Source organism: Oligella sp. HMSC05A10, assembly GCF_001808335.1.
Classification (GTDB): Bacteria; Pseudomonadota; Gammaproteobacteria; order Burkholderiales; family Burkholderiaceae_B; genus Oligella; species Oligella urethralis.
Map to the genome: position 1 here is coordinate 1 of NZ_KV792855.1, position 16698 is coordinate 16698.

Genomic DNA, 16698 nt, shown 5'->3' on the forward strand with positions numbered 1-16698 from the left:
GAAGTTTGAGGGGTTATTGCAAAGGTCTCAATTTATCTCACTGGGTCGGCTGCCGTCTTCACCCGTGTAATTGGGACGACTTTATCGACATAAATGCCGGGGGTGATAATGCTTTCCGGATCCATCTCACCGAGCGCCTTGACTTCAAATACAGTGGCAATGGTTTGCTTTGCAGCAGTCGCCATGACTGGTGCGAAATTACGAGCGGCCATGCGGTAATTAAGATTACCCCAGCGGTCACCAGATTCGGCCTTAATCAGCGCCACATCGCCGTAGAGCGGCGTTTCATAAACATACCAACGACCATCAATAAGGCGAGTTTCTTTGCCTTTGGCCAATTCAGTACCGTAGCCAGTGGGACAGAAAAAACCACCAATACCAGCGCCTGCAGCTCGTAAACGCTCCGCCAGTGTGCCTTGCGGCACCAGTTCTAACTCGATCTGGCCACGGCGGTATAAGTCATTAAAGATATGGGAGTTTGCTTGGCGCGGGTAACTGCATATGATTTTGCGGACCCGACCCGTTGTTAAAAGGGCCGCTAAACCGCGATCGCTATTACCTGCGTTATTACACACCACGGTTAAGTCGGTAGCACCTTGGGCTATTAAACCTTCAACTAATTCGTCCGGAAAACCAGCGCTGCCAAAGCCACTGATTAAAATGGTGGCACCGTCAGCAATATCCTTTAAGGCTAAGGCGATGCTGTCGACGATTTTATTAAGCAATTAGGGCCCCCAGGGGATTTAAAAACAAAGGTAGCCACCATTTTATAATAAAACGCTAAATGAGCTAAGCTAGGCTTAATAAGGCATTGCTTTTTAGTGATAAGACCTCATTAAAGGCTTTGATTTGCTCATCGATACGGTGAAGCGAAGGACTGATCGACTCCTTTAAGTCCTCAGTGACTTGAGTAAGCAACGCTTTTAGACTTTGCTCAATGGCTAAATAAAATGATTCATAATGCGCTAGGCTAAGCTGCTGCTTCAATGCTAGCTCAATGGCGTTGGAGGGTGTGCTTAAGCTTGGCTCATAGTGCCTAAGCTCTTGACTGATGGCTTGCTTGAGCGAATTAGTTATCAGCGCATTAAATTCAGCAAAAAATGCCTCTGTACGCTCATTTTCTGCGGTATCCAGGTGTTTATCCATCATGTTCGCTAAGTTGGCAAGCGTCTGCTGCCATACATGGTTCTTAATGCGATGAATGGCATGATCGAGTGACTTGAACTCATTACTAAGCTGCTGCTCAAGCTCAGATAGTGAAGTCTGTAAATGCTTCACATCCCGCAGCACAACTTCCTCAAGAAAATGGATAAAAACCTGCAGTGATTTAGTCTCTTTATAATTAACCACCGGCGCTGATAAATCTAATAGTGCTTGATATAAGCGATAAAAACCGGCTTCAGCCAGCGCCTGCTCAGTTAAGCCGTGACTGCGAGCACTATACACAGAAATAGAGATGGGCGCTTGCAATACCTGTGGGTCTAAGTCTAATGCACGTAGTTTTTCTTGAGCGCGTTGCAACACATCGTTTTCTTGTAAAGCACGATTTTCTGGGCTTTTGTTGCATAGTATTTTTTGTATATCATTGTCCACGATGAGCTCATCCAGAAAATCACTACGAGTGATCACTGGCAATAAGGGCTTATGGCGACGCAGTTCTTGTGCTAATTCTTGTAGTTCTTGCACTTGACCCGGTGAGGTAGAGTTACTTAACCATAAAATGCCATCGGCGCTTTCTAAAAATCGTTGTGTTAATAAGGCGTTTTCAGTGGTGATGGAATGCAGTCCCGGTGTATCTATCAGGACTAAACGCTCATCTAGAATGACGCCTTGAATGTGTGCCGTCGTTTCTGTATTGCCCTCCTGAAAAGGCCTATCGTGATAGCTAAGTACCCCATCTTCGAGGGTAAAACTCTGCACCGCTTTTTGATGAAACGTAAAACGTTCGGCAATAAAATTACAAAACGAGCTTTTACCGGCATTAAATTTACCGAAGACCAAAAACATGATTTTGTCGCTAAATTGCGCTGCTAAATCCATGGCGGGTTTGAGTGCTTGCTTCGCTGCCTCCCATGCTGGGATATATTGTTTAGCGTTTTGAGTGTAGTGTTGTAAGCCTACGAACAGGGGGTGTTGAGGCTGCAGTCCGACAGTCTTAAACTCGCTAGCTAGTAAAAAATTTTCCAATTCATTTAAGCGAGTGGTGAGTTGTTGCTGTTGCTTGCTAAGGTCCTGTACCCCGAATTTAAACGCTTCTAAGCCCTGAATAAAGTCCTGCTCTTGTCTAACACTCATTTTTCTACCTTCACTAAGCATGGTTAAACGGCTTGTTGCCATTCAGCAAGCATGGTTTGTGCTGTTTCAATTTGCCTGAGCACAGTGGCAGCATCGTCAATCGCTGCCAATGCCATTAAGCGAGTATTGGATTTATCAAAATAGCGTTTGAAATCATTTAATAAGCGCTCACGGCCAGCCGCTTCACCAAAGAGCTTACGCAGTTGAGCGCGGTACTTAACCGACACACCCATCACGGCAACCATCACCGTATTTAAACTGGCTGCACCGACTTTTTGATCGTCGTTGAGGCTTTGCATGCCGTATTTAGTCAGTACGCTGCGGATTAATAAGCAAGCACGTGAATAGGCAATTTGGATACGTGAACGATCTAATTTGCCAGCCGACATTTTAAACACATCATCAATCGAACCGGGGTCTAAGGAATGATCGACGTCGGGCTCTTGCATAATGTCATGCAATAACTCAGCGCCTTGCTCCAACGCTATTTTCAAATCCTTGATAAAACTTTCCTCGGTCTCGCTAGCGGCACAGCGTAACTGAGCTAATGCCTTTGTTTGTGCTTGTTGTTTTTCATTAAGCTCTTGCGCTAACTGAGTGAAATAGCTTGTTTGCTCAAAAACACGTGCGGTCTTAACTCGTGTGAGTGCCTCTTGAAGCTGCTGTTGTAATTCGGGAATACCACTTTTTTCTATAAAAATGGGGAGATTATTCTCAATGCCCCGACGATATCTAACGGAGGAAACCGGGAAAATCGCTTTATCACCTAGTTGTAAAGCCAAAGTATGAAGAATGTTGTTTAAGCTTTCATCATTTTCTAATTGATCGCTTTGGCTCAAGACATAAATCGTTTGTCTGTGGGTTTGCTCTTCATCTTGTCGTAGTGCTTTACTCAAATTGAGCTCAGCAGCGTCTAACTCACCCTCTTTGGCAGCGTGGACAAATAAACGGATATCGGACTTTAGCCACAGTGCTTCAGCTGCGTGTTGATCGTCTATTTCATTGACATCCGCATCCAATCCGGGGGCGTCTATCCAACGCACGGCATCCTGATCTACTTGATGTAAGGCTACAGTCTTTCTTTTATCGGCAACAGCAAATACATTATCACCAATTAACTCATTTAATAAACGGCTTTTACCATGATTGTATTTACCTAACACGGTAATCACGGGAAGCGCATTAGGCTCAGCAAGCACTGCCAGACGTTTTAGCGTAATCTCATGATGCGGTAGCACGCTTATAATGGCTGCTTGTTTAGTTTGTATGTCCTTATGAGTCATTTTTCGTTTTCCCTTTTTTAATATTTGAAATCCCATAGGCCGCCATCCCTATCATAATGCCCCAAAACGCTGATCCTAATCCGGCGATACTAATATTGGAGGCGGTTACTAAAAACGTAATCACAGCAGGCTCGATAGAATCGCTATTAGCGCTCAGTAAGCGTATATTGGCCACGATGGCACTGATTAATGCTAAACCGGCTAAGGTAGCGACAACTTCTGAGGGAATTGCGTTAAAGAGTAAAACAATGGTGCCGGCAAAGGTGCCGCCGATTAAATAGAAAACACCATTAGCAATACCGGCAACATAGCGTTTCTTAGGATCAGGATGACTTTCTTTACCGGTACAAATGGCCGCTGTGATGGCAGCCAGAACAATAGAAATACCACCAAAAAACGCTGTAAAAATAGAGATAAAACTGGTACCACCAACAATCGCACGTGAGGGCTGTTGATAACCATCTAAACGTAAAATCACCAGTCCAGGTAAAAATTGCCCCGTTAAACTGACCACCACCAGTGGAATACTAAAGCTGAAAAACACGGACAGACTGAACTCGGGAAAAGTAAATATCGGCTGCGCCAGTGCGATTTTGACATCGCTCAGTGAGGCAAGATCTAAGAAAACAACGCAAGCAAAACCGGTAATAGCTACCAGAACCACTGTAAAGGTCGGAATAAAACGGCGGGCCAGTAGATAGACTGCGACCATCGCCATGACCACGCCGGGTAATTCACTGGCGGCGAGAAAGGCTTGGATGCCGAATTGAAATAGAATCCCTGCAATCATCGCTGCGGCTATGCCTTGGGGGACGAACTTGACGATGCGTTCAAAGTAGCCACTTAAGGCAATGATGGTGGTGATAATCGCTGCGGTTAAATAGGCACCCACCACCTCAGGCATGGTGATGGCGGGGAATAAATGTAATAAGAGGGCGGATCCTGGTGCTGACCATGCAGTAATGATCGGTGCTTTTAAAAGCACACTAAGAATAATACCGCTAAGACCAGCACCGATAGAAATAGCCCAGATCCATGAGCTTAACATCTCATCCGAAATGCCACCTACGTGGGCGGCTTGAATAAAGATGACCATTGGGCCGCTGTAGGAAATCAGTACAGCCAAAAAGCCAGTCATCCAAGCAGTAAGAGACCAATCGCGTAACATAAACAGCCTTTATAGATGAAGTTAAGCCCAGGTTTTGAGCGGCTTTAGCTATTAAATTGCGGAAGGATGTTTAGCTAAAGGCGTAACCTTAATTTTCATCAAGGGAAAGAGCGGTAGTTTACTCAAAATATCATGGAGCTCGTCATTGCTTTCTACATCAAATACGCTGTAGTTAGCGTACTCACCGGTGATGCGCCATAAATGTACCCATTTACCTGCGCGCTGTAGCTCCTGTGAGTAGGCTTTTTCGTCAGCAATGATTTTCTGTGCTTCTTCTTTAGGTAAATCACGCGGAATACGAACAATCATATGAACTAGATATAGCATAATACGTACCTTTAATTAGTTTATGGTTAAATTATTTAATTGAGTCTATAAAATGACTTAGTGCCTGATTAAATTTTTCCGTAGCTTCCACATTTGAGATATGGGAGGCAGGTAGCACCACCAAGTTGGCGTTGGCGATTTCGGCTTTCATCGCCTCTGCATCAAGCACCGTTGTCACTGGGTCAAATTCACCAGCGACAATCAGTGTTGGCAGTTGAATCTTTGTTAATTCGGCGCGTAAATCGGATTGCCCCAATGCATCGCAACACGCCGCATAGCCCTCAGCGTCTAAGGCTGCAAATTGCGCTTGCATGGTTTCTACGGTCTGCACTTGTTGCTGGATAAAATCAGGAGTAAACCAGCGTTGCGGGGCGCTCTCAGCTAATTCCTGGATCGCCGCTTGACCCTGCTGACGCAAGGCATCCGCACGCGCTTTCCATGCGTCTTGGGTGCCGATCTTAGCCGCACTATTACAGACCACAATGCCTTTTAAGCGTGCCGGTGCATCCAGAGCGAGTTGTAAGGCCGTATGTCCACCCATGGATACACCGCAAAAAACAGCCTGTTCAATCTTGAGGGCATCAAGTATCGCAATCACATCAGCCGCTAATTGTTTAAAACGGTAAGGACCTTTGGTGATCGGGCTGCCGCCGTGACCGCGCGTATCATAACGAATCAGGCGATAGCTGTTGGCTAAAGCCGCTACTTGCGGCGCCCACATCTCTAAGGTAGTGCCTAATGAGTTACTTAATACCAGCGCCGGTGCATCTTCAGGACCGTCAATTGCCACTCGGAAGGAACCGGCAGCAGTATCTAATTGAAAAATGTTAGATGTCATGGAGCTACCTTTATACACGTTCAATAATGAGTGCAATTCCCTGACCCACGCCGATACACATTGTGCATAGCGCATAGCGACCTTGAGTTTGCTGTAGTTGATTAATTGCGGTGGCAACAAGGCGTGCACCGCTAGCGCCGAGTGGGTGACCAATGGCAATTGCGCCACCATTAGGATTAACACGTGGATCATCGTCCTGTAGACCTAATTCACGCATAACCGCTAAACCCTGAGCAGCAAAGGCCTCATTTAATTCGATCACATCCATTTGCTCAAGGCTTAGACCGGCTAATTCTAAGGCTTTGCGTGAGGCCGGTACCGGACCAATACCCATAATGCGTGGCGCAACACCGGCAGTTGCCATGGCTACGACACGTGCTTTAGGAGTTAAGGCAAAACGCTCCACCATGCTCTGATTAGCCAGTAAGGCAACGGCAGCACCATCGTTAACACCGCTGGCATTTCCAGCAGTCACTGTACCGTCGGGGCGGACAATGGCTTTTAATTTAGCCAGCGCTTCTAATGAGGTTTGGCGCGGATGTTCATCGGTATCAAAGACGATGGGATCGGCGCGGCGCTGTGGCACTTGAATGGCAACGAGCTCATGTTTGAAAAAGCCGTTTTGATGGGCGGCAGCGTATTTTTCTTGACTAGCTAAGGCAAAGCGATCTTGATCTTCGCGGCTGATATTAAAATCATCCGCCACATTTTCTGCCGTCTCGGGCATGGAGTCAACACCATACATCTGACGCATCAGCGGATTAATAAAGCGCCAACCGATGGTGGTGTCTTCAATGCTGTTATGACGGCTGAACGCCTGTTCTGCTTTAGGCACTACGAAGGGTGCACGGCTCATGCTCTCGACACCACCGGTGATCATTAATTGAGTCTCGCCGGATTTAATTGCCCGTGCGGCGCTACCAATGGCATCCAAACCGGAACCACAAAGGCGGTTAATGGTTGAGCCAGGTACCTCAATCGATAAACCGGCTAATAAGGACGCCATACGCGCTACGTTACGGTTATCTTCACCCGCTTGGTTAGCACAACCCAAAATTACATCATCAATCAATGTACTATCAACGCTTGGATTTCGATCCATCAAGTGTTTAATGACTTGAGCTGCCAGATCATCGGGTCGCACGCTAGACAAGGTGCCACCAAAGCGCGCAAAGGGCGTGCGAATAGCATCGCAAATAAAAACTGATTCACTCATAATTTTTCCTACAATATCTGCGTCAATCACTTAGGCAGTTGCCATTTTTAAAGGCAAACCAGTCAGTCGGCTCAACTCGTCGAGACTAAGTCCCGGCACCATATCAATCACCTCAAAGCCCTCTGGGGTGCAAGCGAAAGTGGCCAAATCGGTGTAGACGCGTTTAACGCATTCAATACCGGTCACAGGGTAGCTAAGTTCATTGACTAATTTACTTTCGCCGTTGCGGGTTAATAAGCTCATCATGACCCACGTTTCTTTAGCTCCAATGGCTAAGTCCATGGCGCCACCCACGGCTGGGATGGCACCTTCCTCACCGGTGCTCCAGTTGGCTAAATCACCCTTGGCGGACACCTGGAAAGCGCCAAGTACGCAAATATCTAAATGGCCGCCACGCATCATGGCAAAACTATCAGCATGATGAAAAAAGGCGCCACCGGGCAAGAGTGTTACGGGCTGTTTACCCGCATTGATTAGGTCATAATCTTCCTCTCCCTTTGCCGGGGCAGGACCCATCCCTAAGATACCGTTTTCACTATGTAGAATGACCTCAATGCCTGCGGGTAAGTGGTTGGCAACCATCGTCGGCATGCCGATACCAAGGTTTACATAGGCACCGTTATGAATGTCTTGAGCTACACGAGCCGCCAATTCGTCGCGGCTACGAGCTTGATAGGAGGATGTCATGTGTATTCCTTAATAATGAGTATTAGTTATTTAAAACCACCGGCTTGTGTGGCTACCCGAGGTACTTTAACGACTTTTTTGACGTGAATACCGGGGGTAATAATGCACTCCGGATTCATTTCACCGAGTTCTTTTAACTCATACACGGTCGCAATTGTCTGTTTGGCAGCCGTAGCCATCACTGGTCCAAAATTGCGGGCCGCCATACGGTAGCTTAAATTGCCCCAGCGATCACCAGCTTCAGCTTTGATCAGAGCCACATCACCATGAATCGGGGTTTCATACACATGCCAACGACCGTCAATCAGGCGCGTTTCTTTGCCTTTGGCTAATTCGGTGCCGTAGCCAGTGGGACAGAAAAAGCCGCCAATACCGGCGCCAGCAGCGCGTAAGCGCTCGGCTAAGTTACCTTGAGGGACTAATTCTAATTCGATTTTGCCACTGCGGTATAGCTCATCAAAGACATAGGAGTCAGCTTGACGTGGGAAACTACAAATGATTTTGCGCACACGCCCCGCTTTTAAAAGTGCCGCTAAGCCGTGATCGCCGTTACCGGCGTTGTTATTTACCACGGTTAGGTTTTTGGCGCCTTGTTCAATTAAGCCGTCAATCAGTGCATCGGGAATACCGGAGGTGCCGAAACCGCCAATCAACACGGTAGAACCGTCTTGTATATCTTTTAAGGCCTCAGCCACGCTATCTACGATTTTATTAATCAATTTAAAACTCCTAAGAGGTAGTAACAGACGTCATGGTAGTAGCAGTAGACGTCATCGTTTGATGTTGACGCTTAGAAGCGAGAATTAGTAATAGAATTGCCAGGGTCGCAATCACGCCGGGTATAGCAAAGGCAAAAAAGTTCATTTTGAGCGGTAAAGCCATTGCCATGAGCGTGCCGCCGAGAAAGGGTCCAGCGATCGCACCCGTGCGACCAATCCCTGAAGCCCAACCTAAGCCCGTAGAGCGCATGGACAAGGGGTAGAATTGTGCGGTATTGGCGTAGAGTAAGATTTGCGTACCGATCGTGGTGGCACCAGCAATCACAATCAGAGTATAAAGTACGAACATCGGACTATTAAAGCCAAGTAAGCTAATCGAAATTGCAGATGCAACAAAGAACCATGCCATCACACGTGGTAAACCGAAGCGGTCACCTAACCAGCCACCTATGATCGCACCGAACATACCGCCAAAGTTTAGCGCTAACAAGAAAGACAAGCTGGAACCTAAACTAAAGCCTGCATTTGCCATCAGTTTTGGTAACCAAGAACCTAGCGCATAGACCATTAATAGGCAGCAGAAAAAGGCTAGCCAAATCATTAAGGTACCGATCACACGGCCTTCTTTGAATAAGTCTAACACCGGCACCGAAGCGGACTTAACAGGTGTTTTAATTAATTCATCTTGAGCCGTTAGTTGAAAGCTAGGATTAAGCTGAGCGAGCATTGCACGCGCTTCCTGGTCCTTATCTTGGCGGAGCAAGAAACCAATAGACTCAGGCAATTTCCAGATTAAAAGTGGTACTAGCAGTAAGGGAATAGCGGCAACAAAGAACATGTATTCCCAGCCAAAACGTGGCAGCACATAAATACCAACGCCAGCCGCTAATACCCCACCCAGTGAATAACCACTGAACATTAATGCGACTAAGGTACCACGAGCGCGGCGCGGTGCATATTCATTCATTAAGGCAACCGCATTGGGCATCAGACCACCGCAGCCTAAACCGGCCAAGAAACGAAAGATACCGAACTGGGTCGCATTGGTAGCAAAGCCATTTAACAGCGTGGCTAAGCTAAATAATACAAAACAAATAATGACGCCCTTTTTACGACCGATACGATCAGCCAGGGGACCGAAAATAAAGGCCCCGAACATCATGCCAAAGAGGGCATAACTGCCTAGCGTACCAGCTTGTACTGGGGTGAGGCCCCATTCGTCCATGAGCACTGGCAGGACGACCCCATAAATGAATAAATCATAACCATCAAAAATCAGTAATAATGAACAGAGAAAAATGACGCTGAAGTGAAAGCGATTTAATTTTGCACGATCAATCACGTCGTTAATATCTATTTTTTGCATAATTAGCTCCTCGCTATGGTGAAAAATGCCTGCGGTGATTAGGCGTTTTAGCCTTGGTCTCCTCCACCTACAGGTAAAACAGTACCGGTTATATAAGATGCCTCATCAGAAGCTAAAAATAAGATGGCCGCTGCTTGTTCATCAAGCGTGCCGTAGCGCTTCATCAAGGAGCTATCCAAGGTTTGATCCACAATTTCCTGATACCAGCGTTGCTCTTCCTCACTTGGGGTTTCAGTATTACGTGGAATTTTGCGTTGAGGTGCGTCTGTACCACCGGGGGCGACCGCATTGACGCGTATGCCGCGCTCTGCGGTTTCAAATGCTAAGCAAGCAGTGAGTGCATTAACACCGCCTTTAGCAGCACCATAAGGAACACGATTAACGCTGCGGGTAGCGATAGAAGAAATATTGACGATGGCGCCTTGCCCTTGTGCTAACATGCTAGGCAAGACCGCACGACAACACCAGAGGGTAGGGAACAGTGAGCGTTGTACCTCTTTTTCAATTTGAGCAGGCTCATAGTGTTCAAATGGTCTGGTCCAAATGGTCCCGCCCACATTATTGATTAACACATCAATCCGACCGAAATGTTCTAACGCTGTATTAGCGGCTGCTTCAGCCCCTTGATATTGTTCTAGATCAGCGGTTAAGGTGATAACCTTATCTTGCTTTAGTTCATGCACCAACTCAGAGCGATCAACTAGCACCAGTGTTGCACCTTCGTCGATTAATCGCTCTGCGACACGACGACCAATGCCTTGCGCTGCACCAGTAACCAGCACCACTTTATTATCAAAACGTAGTTTAGTCATTTTGTTCCTTTTTGAGCACGGCACGCCCTTAGTAGGACGCATGCGCTTAGGGCGTGCCATCAACGATGATTTAGAAAGCGGTTACACGCTGGGAATGAAGCGCTCGTAATAGAAATTACTCGGCGTCATATTGTTTGATTTCATATACTCATTGACCGCATCCACCATGGGTGGTGGTCCGCATAAGTACACATCGACCTCACCGTCATGCAGCATGGCTGGTGCCAAATGGTGAGTGACATAGCCTTTATGTGGGTGGCTTGAATTTTCATCAGCCACAATGGTGGTATAGCTGAAGTTTTCTAAACGCGCTTTATAAGCTTCCAAGCTGTCAACCAGGACTAGGTCTTCGTCACGGGTAACGGCATAGAGCATATGAATAGATTGCTTGCTACCCTGCTCAGCTAACACCTCGAGCATGGATAAGAAAGGTGCTAAACCAGTACCACCAGCTAAAAAAAGCAGCGGTCGAGTCACCGGGCGCAAGTAGAAAGTACCTAAAGGACCTGTAATATCAAGCTCAACCCCAGGCTGTGCGGTTGTTAGCCAGGTGCTCATGAGGCCCTTAGGAACTTGCTTAATTAAAAAGCCCATGGTTGCGCCAGGCGCACTGCTAAAGGAATAAGAGCGATGCTCGGCACTGCCAGGCACCACGATATTGACGTATTGACCTGGCAGAAAATTCGGCGCTTGCTCAGTTGCATCAATAAATAGCTCAAAAGCGGCATCATCGTAACGACGCACTTCTGTTACTGTGGCCTTGAAATTATCAGTACCTGTTTTGCACATGGTCGATGCAGCCGGCACCGCAATCACGCAGTCTGATTTAGGAATCATTTGACAGGTTAAAACCAAACCTTGCTCTGCTTCGTCCTCAGTTAGCGCCTCATCAATATAATCATCAATTAACTCATAGTCGCCGCTTTCAGCCTGGCACTTACACGTGCCACAGACCCCGTCGGAACAGTCCATCGGTAAGTTAATACGATGACGATATGCTGCATCCAGAACCTTTTCCTGGGCGCCACATTCAATGAATCGAGTGACACCATCTTCAAAGTTTAAAGCAATTCTGTAACTCATTATTTGCTCACTCGTAGATTAAATGTGATAGATATCAATCACTTGTCGGATGTAGTCATTTTTTAGGACGATTTTTTTCTTATTGATTTTTAACTCATCGCCATCTTTTACGATGGTGGCAAAAATCGTACCGAAATAGTGATCGGTTGTACGGTAGCGGAAACTCAAGGTATGGAAGTTATAACGAATATCAACCTCATTGTCGCGGCTGTCTATAATTTCAATGTTACTAATCATGTGAGTAGTACGCGGTTCCGGCGTTGATGCACTTGAACGCTCAGTTTGAATACGGAAAATGCGATCCTCAAGACCTCTACGATTCGGGTAGTAAATTAAAGATACTTCTGACTGCGGGTCTTTTGTTAACTCGTCATCATCGTTCCAGCACGGCATCCAATACTCTACATTGTCTGCATAGCATGTGAGCCAGTTTTCCCATTCTCTATCGTCAAGATAACGCGCTTCACGATATAAAAAACGTCGAATTGTAATGTAATCCATGGCAATGTCTCCTTAGGCTACGTTATCTGAAGATTTAGCGTGTGCTAGTTGCTCTTTCTCTTTGGCTAAAGCATTTTGCATGGTGCTTAGCCAGAAGTCGTGTTGACAGACAAATAAGCCTTCATCCTCACTTCTTTCCCCGCTTAGCAAAGGATTAATGCCGAGCTTTTTGGCATTCGCATCAGGTCCTTTAATCCATAATGGTGCACCACGGCTTAGGTCATTCCAAGCAGCGCTAGAGGCGGCAGCATAGCCTTCCTGGCAGGCGCGGAACTCTTCTAGGTCATCGGCAGTACCCATGCCCGACACGTTAAAGAAGTCTTCATATTGACGTAAACGGATCGCACGGTTTTCAGCACTTTCATTCTTAGGTGCCCAACAATAAATCGTGACCTCTGTTTTATCAACGCTGATAGGGCGAGTCACACGAATTTGTGTAGAAAACTGATCCATTAAATACACGTTTGGATACAAGCCTAAGTTACGTGTTTGCTTAATAATTAGATCGGCTTTTTCTTCCCCTAAGCGCTCAACCAATTCATCACGATTCGAGTAGACAGGACGAACCTCAGGGTTTAAGGTATTCGTCCAAAGTAGGATATGCCCATTTTCAAAGCCATAGACACCATTGACGCTTTTACTCCAACCTTGAGCGTCAACCGCTTTGGTACCTTCCTCGTGGCGACGTCCCATGGTGGCGAGATAGTTCCAGTGAACACTGCTAACGTGATAGCCGTCGGCGCCATTTTCCATCTGGAGTTTCCAGTTTCCGTTATAGATGTAGCTAGAGTTACCACTTAAGATTTCGATACCTTCAGGCGCTTGTTCGACGATTTGGTCGATAATGACTTTGGTCTCACCTAGGTAGTCTGCCAATGGCATCACATCCGGGTTTAGGCTTGCAAATAAGAAGCCTTTATAGTTTTCAAAACGCGGCACCTTCGTTAGGTCGTGTGAACCGTTGGTGTTGAACTGAACGGGATATTCAGTCGTCTTTTCGTCTTTGACTTTCAGTAACTTACCTTTATTATTAAAGGTCCAGCCATGGAAAGGACAGGTAAAGCTACCGCGATTACCGCGCTTGCGTCGACAAAGTGTGGCACCACGGTGGGCACAGGCATTAATAAGCGCATTTAATTCATTGTCTTTACTACGTGTAATGACGATAGGTTGACGCCCGATATAAGTAGTGAAGTAATCATTGACCTCAGGAATTTGGCTTTCATGTGCAACATAAACCCAATTGCCCTCAAAAATATACTTCATTTCAAGTTCAAAGATATCTGGGTCTGTAAAAACATCACGACGGCAGCGGTAAATACCGGCTTCTTCGTCTACTTGCATGGCTGAGTTAAGTACTTGCTCAACCTCATAGATTTTTTCCATAACTCTTCCTTTTTCTGGTGAGTTGTTGCTAATTCGGAGCGTAGATTGCTCCAAATCAGCAACAGTAATTGTTTCTTATTGATTTAATGGATTAACCGACTAAACGTGGACGCTCAACGATTTGATTGTCTTCACCTTCGACTAAGGCAGTGAGGTGAATATCAAAGGTGATTTCAGCAAATGGTCCTTCAACGCCTTCTTCCTTGATGCGAGCAGGATCAGTGACCTCTGTTAATGGTGGAACTAAGCCTTCACGCGTAGCATAGGCAAAGTCATCATTCACTAAAGGATCGCCGTCGATATTGATTTGGGTGGTTAATTTACGATGATCGTCTGCTGTTACGAAGAAGTGAATATGCGCAGGACGGTTACCGTGGCGACCTAATTGATTCAGTAACTGCTGAGTAGGACCATCTGGTGGGCAGCCGTAACCTGAAGGCACAATACTGCGGAATTTGTATTGACCATTTTCGTCAGCCATAATGGTGCGACGCATGTTGAATGGCTTTTGCTCACCGGTTGGGTCAAAGTGAGAGTAGAAACCCTTGGTGTTACAATGCCATACCTCAACCTTAGCGTTAGGGATAGGTTGACCATCAGCACCATAAACCGTGCCGTGCATAATCAAGGTGTGACCGTCTTTATCTGAACCATCATCTAAGCGAGCATAACCCTGCTCTACAGGTGCGCCGACGACGTATAAAGGACCTTCAATGGTACGTGGGGTACCGCCTTCGATGCCTAATTGCTCATCTTCAGCATCCATACGCATATCTAAATAACGGTCAAAACCTAAGCCCGGTGATAAAAGACCCGCTTCTTGTGCTTGACCTAATTGGTTTAGATAAGCAATACCTGCCCAGAACTCGTCCGGGGCGATATTTAAGTCCTCAATGGTCTTGTATAGATCAGACACGATGCGATGGATAATTTCTTTGGTGCGTGGGTTGCCACCTTCATAGGTTAAACCACAGGCGATTTTTAAAAAATCTTGAACTTCTTTTGTATCAAAAAGTTTTACACTCATTGATGTCTCCTTAGATTAATGTAGAAAAAATGGGTATATAAAAAACACTGATGGATAGAAAGCGTTTATGCACCAGTTGCTAAACTCACACTTTTTTGGCGTTGAGCTCGATTAAAAAAATGGACTCGCTCTTCATCAAGTGCGATACCTAAACCCGGTCCTTGAGGAATTTGCAGCTCGAAATTCTCATACACTAAGGGTGTGGCTAGAATTTCTTCTGTAATTAAAAGAGGACCGAATAATTCAGTACCCCATTGCAGGGCATGGAAAGTTGCAAAAGCATGTGCTGAAGCCACGGTACCGATAGCGCCTTCCAGCATGGTGCCGCCATATAGTTCGATATTTGCTGCTTCGGCAATGGCTGCTACCTTTTGTGAGGCTCGTAAACCACCGGATTGCTCTACTTTGATAGCAAAGACATGGGTGGCATTATTTTTGGCTAATTCAAAGGCGGAAGCGGGGCCGACTAGTAACTCATCTGCCATGATGGCAATTTTGGCCTGGGCCGTCAGACGCTTTAAGGCATCTGCACAAGCGACAGGCTGCTCAACTAATTCACAACCCACGTCTGCTAAGCCGTCAACACCGTAACGCGCCTCTAATTCAGACCACGCCATATTGACGTCCACACGGACGGCGCCACGGTCGCCTAATGCTTTTTTAATGGCTGCTACATGGGCGATATCTTTGGCCACATCTCGGGTACCGATTTTTAGTTTAAAAATTCGGTGACGACGACGAGCTAACATCTCTTCGGCTTCGTCAATATCTTTTGCGGTATCACCTGAAGCCAATGTCCAAGCAACTGGTAGGCTTTTGCGTAAACTACCACCGAGTAGTTCAGCAACAGACAGATTGAGACGCTGGCCTAAGGCATCATAGAGCGCGGTTTCGATAGCGCTTTTTGCAAAGCGATTGCCTCTGATTGCGGTGTTTAATTGCTGCATTAACAACGGTACTTGATCTGCAGGCTGACCAAGCAATAAGGGCGTAAAATAAGTATCAATATTAAGCTTCATGCTTTCTGGTGATTCTTCACCGTAGGCTAAGCCACCGATGGTCGTACCTTCGCCAATACCGACTGAACCATCCGAACAGTGAATGCGCACGAGCATAAGCGTTTGCCCCTTCATCGTCGTCATGGACAGTTGATGGGGACGAATGGTCGGTAAATCCACTAGTAGCGTTTGAATGCTATCGATTGTTACCATGTCTACTCTATCCTGTGTAAATAGTTGTTTTCATTAGCATTCATTAAACCGTTGGAGCTAATAAGCGTCCAATTCTTTAATTGCCTAGATTTATACAAAAAAGGTATAATCTAAAAATATCTTAATAAAATCAACTAGTTACGATTTCAAAAGCACTAAACCTATGGATTACCCTAGATGGATTTAAAGCAAATTCGTTATTTTGTGGCGGTGGCAGAGGAGCGCAGTTTTACTGCGGCAGCTGAGCGCTTGCATATCACGCAGCCACCTTTGAGTCGGCAGATTCAGTTATTAGAAGAGTCGCTGGGTGTGCAGTTAATTGAGCGTGATAATCGACCCTTGACCTTAACGGAGGCTGGGCGTCTGTTTTATGAGCAGAGTTTGCAGCTTTTAACGCGGGTTGAGCAACTGCAAATTGCCACGATGCGTGTAGGTCAGAGCTATCAACGACAATTATCAATAGGCTTTGTTGTGTCAAGCATTTATAGTGGCTTACCTCGTGTTATTCAACTTTTCAGGTCTGAGTATCCTGAAACGAGATTGCAATTTGTTGAGTTAACCACCGCAGAGCAGCTTGAAGCCTTAAAGTCAGGCCGTATTGATATTGGCTTTGGGCGAGTGCGTATGTATGATTCAGCAATCACTAGGATTACCTTGAGAGAGGAGCGCCTAGCCTTAGCCATACCCTCATTCAGTCCATTGGCAAATGATGATAGCCCGGTGCGTCTTGAGGTGTTAAATCAGCAAAGTGAGACTTTTGCATAAAAGCAGTTAAATAC

Annotated in this window: 17 protein-coding genes; 1 reads left to right on the forward strand and 16 read right to left on the reverse strand. The window is 46.2% G+C overall.

What is annotated here, in order from left to right; genetic code table 11:
• Positions 1-32 precede the first annotated feature (32 nt).
• From HMPREF3144_RS01540 to HMPREF3144_RS01615, 16 genes are all read right to left on the reverse strand, one after another.
• Complete coding sequence (locus tag HMPREF3144_RS01540; RefSeq protein ID WP_048767311.1) at positions 33-725, reverse strand: 3-oxoacid CoA-transferase subunit A; 693 nt, start codon at positions 723-725, stop codon at positions 33-35.
• Positions 726-789: 64 nt separating this feature from the next.
• Positions 790-2295 carry a dynamin family protein gene (locus HMPREF3144_RS01545; protein WP_070475954.1) on the reverse strand — a complete coding sequence of 502 codons (1506 nt, stop codon included), beginning with the start codon at positions 2293-2295 and terminating at the stop codon, positions 790-792.
• A gap of 23 nt (positions 2296-2318) precedes the next feature.
• Positions 2319-3578 carry a GTPase gene (locus tag HMPREF3144_RS01550; RefSeq protein ID WP_070475918.1) on the reverse strand — a complete coding sequence of 420 codons (1260 nt, stop codon included), beginning with the start codon at positions 3576-3578 and terminating at the stop codon, positions 2319-2321.
• Entirely contained in the window at positions 3568-4746 is a 1179-nt protein-coding gene (locus HMPREF3144_RS01555) for a benzoate/H(+) symporter BenE family transporter (RefSeq protein ID WP_070475920.1), read from the reverse strand. Before HMPREF3144_RS01555 ends, HMPREF3144_RS01550 begins: the two co-directional genes overlap by 11 nt.
• Before the next feature lie 51 nt (positions 4747-4797).
• The gene (gene catC / locus HMPREF3144_RS01560; RefSeq protein ID WP_070475923.1) at positions 4798-5073 is read right to left on the reverse strand and encodes a muconolactone Delta-isomerase; all 276 of its coding nucleotides are present in this window, start codon (positions 5071-5073) and stop codon (positions 4798-4800) included.
• A gap of 31 nt (positions 5074-5104) precedes the next feature.
• On the reverse strand, positions 5105-5911 hold the full coding sequence (pcaD, locus tag HMPREF3144_RS01565) for a 3-oxoadipate enol-lactonase (RefSeq protein WP_070475926.1): 807 nt from the start codon (positions 5909-5911) through the stop codon (positions 5105-5107).
• Positions 5912-5921: 10 nt separating this feature from the next.
• Positions 5922-7127, reverse strand: coding sequence for a 3-oxoadipyl-CoA thiolase (gene pcaF, locus HMPREF3144_RS01570; RefSeq protein WP_070475929.1), 1206 nt, complete (start codon positions 7125-7127; stop codon positions 5922-5924).
• A gap of 30 nt (positions 7128-7157) precedes the next feature.
• A complete protein-coding gene (locus HMPREF3144_RS01575; RefSeq protein ID WP_070475932.1) occupies positions 7158-7814 on the reverse strand; it encodes a 3-oxoacid CoA-transferase subunit B in 657 nt (218 codons plus the stop codon).
• A 26-nt stretch (positions 7815-7840) separates the two neighbouring features.
• Positions 7841-8533 (reverse strand): 3-oxoacid CoA-transferase subunit A, encoded by a 693-nt coding sequence (locus HMPREF3144_RS01580; protein ID WP_070475935.1) that lies wholly within the window; start codon positions 8531-8533, stop codon positions 7841-7843.
• 10 nt (positions 8534-8543) lie between these two features.
• Entirely contained in the window at positions 8544-9899 is a 1356-nt protein-coding gene (locus HMPREF3144_RS01585; protein WP_070475938.1) for an MFS transporter, read from the reverse strand.
• 47 nt (positions 9900-9946) lie between these two features.
• Complete coding sequence (locus HMPREF3144_RS01590) at positions 9947-10711, reverse strand: 1,6-dihydroxycyclohexa-2,4-diene-1-carboxylate dehydrogenase (RefSeq protein WP_070469801.1); 765 nt, start codon at positions 10709-10711, stop codon at positions 9947-9949.
• Positions 10712-10792: 81 nt separating this feature from the next.
• Complete coding sequence (gene benC, locus HMPREF3144_RS01595) at positions 10793-11797, reverse strand: benzoate 1,2-dioxygenase electron transfer component BenC (protein WP_070475941.1); 1005 nt, start codon at positions 11795-11797, stop codon at positions 10793-10795.
• A gap of 15 nt (positions 11798-11812) precedes the next feature.
• Positions 11813-12301, reverse strand: coding sequence for a benzoate 1,2-dioxygenase small subunit (benB, locus tag HMPREF3144_RS01600; protein WP_070475946.1), 489 nt, complete (start codon positions 12299-12301; stop codon positions 11813-11815).
• 6 nt (positions 12302-12307) lie between these two features.
• Positions 12308-13681 (reverse strand): Rieske 2Fe-2S domain-containing protein, encoded by a 1374-nt coding sequence (locus tag HMPREF3144_RS01605; protein ID WP_018027234.1) that lies wholly within the window; start codon positions 13679-13681, stop codon positions 12308-12310.
• 91 nt (positions 13682-13772) lie between these two features.
• The gene (catA, locus tag HMPREF3144_RS01610; RefSeq protein WP_070475950.1) at positions 13773-14708 is read right to left on the reverse strand and encodes a catechol 1,2-dioxygenase; all 936 of its coding nucleotides are present in this window, start codon (positions 14706-14708) and stop codon (positions 13773-13775) included.
• A gap of 65 nt (positions 14709-14773) precedes the next feature.
• Positions 14774-15919: a muconate/chloromuconate family cycloisomerase gene (locus tag HMPREF3144_RS01615; protein ID WP_018027236.1), complete on the reverse strand. Its 1146-nt coding sequence runs from the start codon at positions 15917-15919 to the stop codon at positions 14774-14776.
• Positions 15920-16096: 177 nt separating this feature from the next.
• Here HMPREF3144_RS01615 and HMPREF3144_RS01620 point away from each other — a divergent pair, with 177 nt between their 5' ends.
• Positions 16097-16684, forward strand: a complete 588-nt coding sequence (locus HMPREF3144_RS01620; protein ID WP_083290352.1) for a LysR family transcriptional regulator — start codon at positions 16097-16099, stop codon at positions 16682-16684.
• Positions 16685-16698 lie beyond the last annotated feature (14 nt).

Bases quoted from the DNA above. Each gene is read 5' to 3' on its own strand.
- HMPREF3144_RS01545 (WP_070475954.1), bottom strand. From the start codon at position 2,295: ATGAGTGTTAGACAAGAGCAGGACTTTATTCAGGGCTTAGAAGCGTTT.
- HMPREF3144_RS01550 (WP_070475918.1), bottom strand. From the start codon at position 3,578: ATGACTCATAAGGACATACAAACTAAACAAGCAGCCATTATAAGCGTG.
- HMPREF3144_RS01555 (WP_070475920.1), bottom strand. From the start codon at position 4,746: ATGTTACGCGATTGGTCTCTTACTGCTTGGATGACTGGCTTTTTGGCT.
- catC (WP_070475923.1), bottom strand. From the start codon at position 5,073: ATGCTATATCTAGTTCATATGATTGTTCGTATTCCGCGTGATTTACCT.
- pcaD (WP_070475926.1), bottom strand. From the start codon at position 5,911: ATGACATCTAACATTTTTCAATTAGATACTGCTGCCGGTTCCTTCCGA.
- pcaF (WP_070475929.1), bottom strand. From the start codon at position 7,127: ATGAGTGAATCAGTTTTTATTTGCGATGCTATTCGCACGCCCTTTGCG.
- HMPREF3144_RS01575 (WP_070475932.1), bottom strand. From the start codon at position 7,814: ATGACATCCTCCTATCAAGCTCGTAGCCGCGACGAATTGGCGGCTCGT.
- HMPREF3144_RS01585 (WP_070475938.1), bottom strand. From the start codon at position 9,899: ATGCAAAAAATAGATATTAACGACGTGATTGATCGTGCAAAATTAAAT.
- HMPREF3144_RS01590 (WP_070469801.1), bottom strand. From the start codon at position 10,711: ATGACTAAACTACGTTTTGATAATAAAGTGGTGCTGGTTACTGGTGCA.
- HMPREF3144_RS01605 (WP_018027234.1), bottom strand. From the start codon at position 13,681: ATGGAAAAAATCTATGAGGTTGAGCAAGTACTTAACTCAGCCATGCAA.
- catA (WP_070475950.1), bottom strand. From the start codon at position 14,708: ATGAGTGTAAAACTTTTTGATACAAAAGAAGTTCAAGATTTTTTAAAA.
- HMPREF3144_RS01615 (WP_018027236.1), bottom strand. From the start codon at position 15,919: ATGGTAACAATCGATAGCATTCAAACGCTACTAGTGGATTTACCGACC.
- HMPREF3144_RS01620 (WP_083290352.1), top strand. From the start codon at position 16,097: ATGGATTTAAAGCAAATTCGTTATTTTGTGGCGGTGGCAGAGGAGCGC.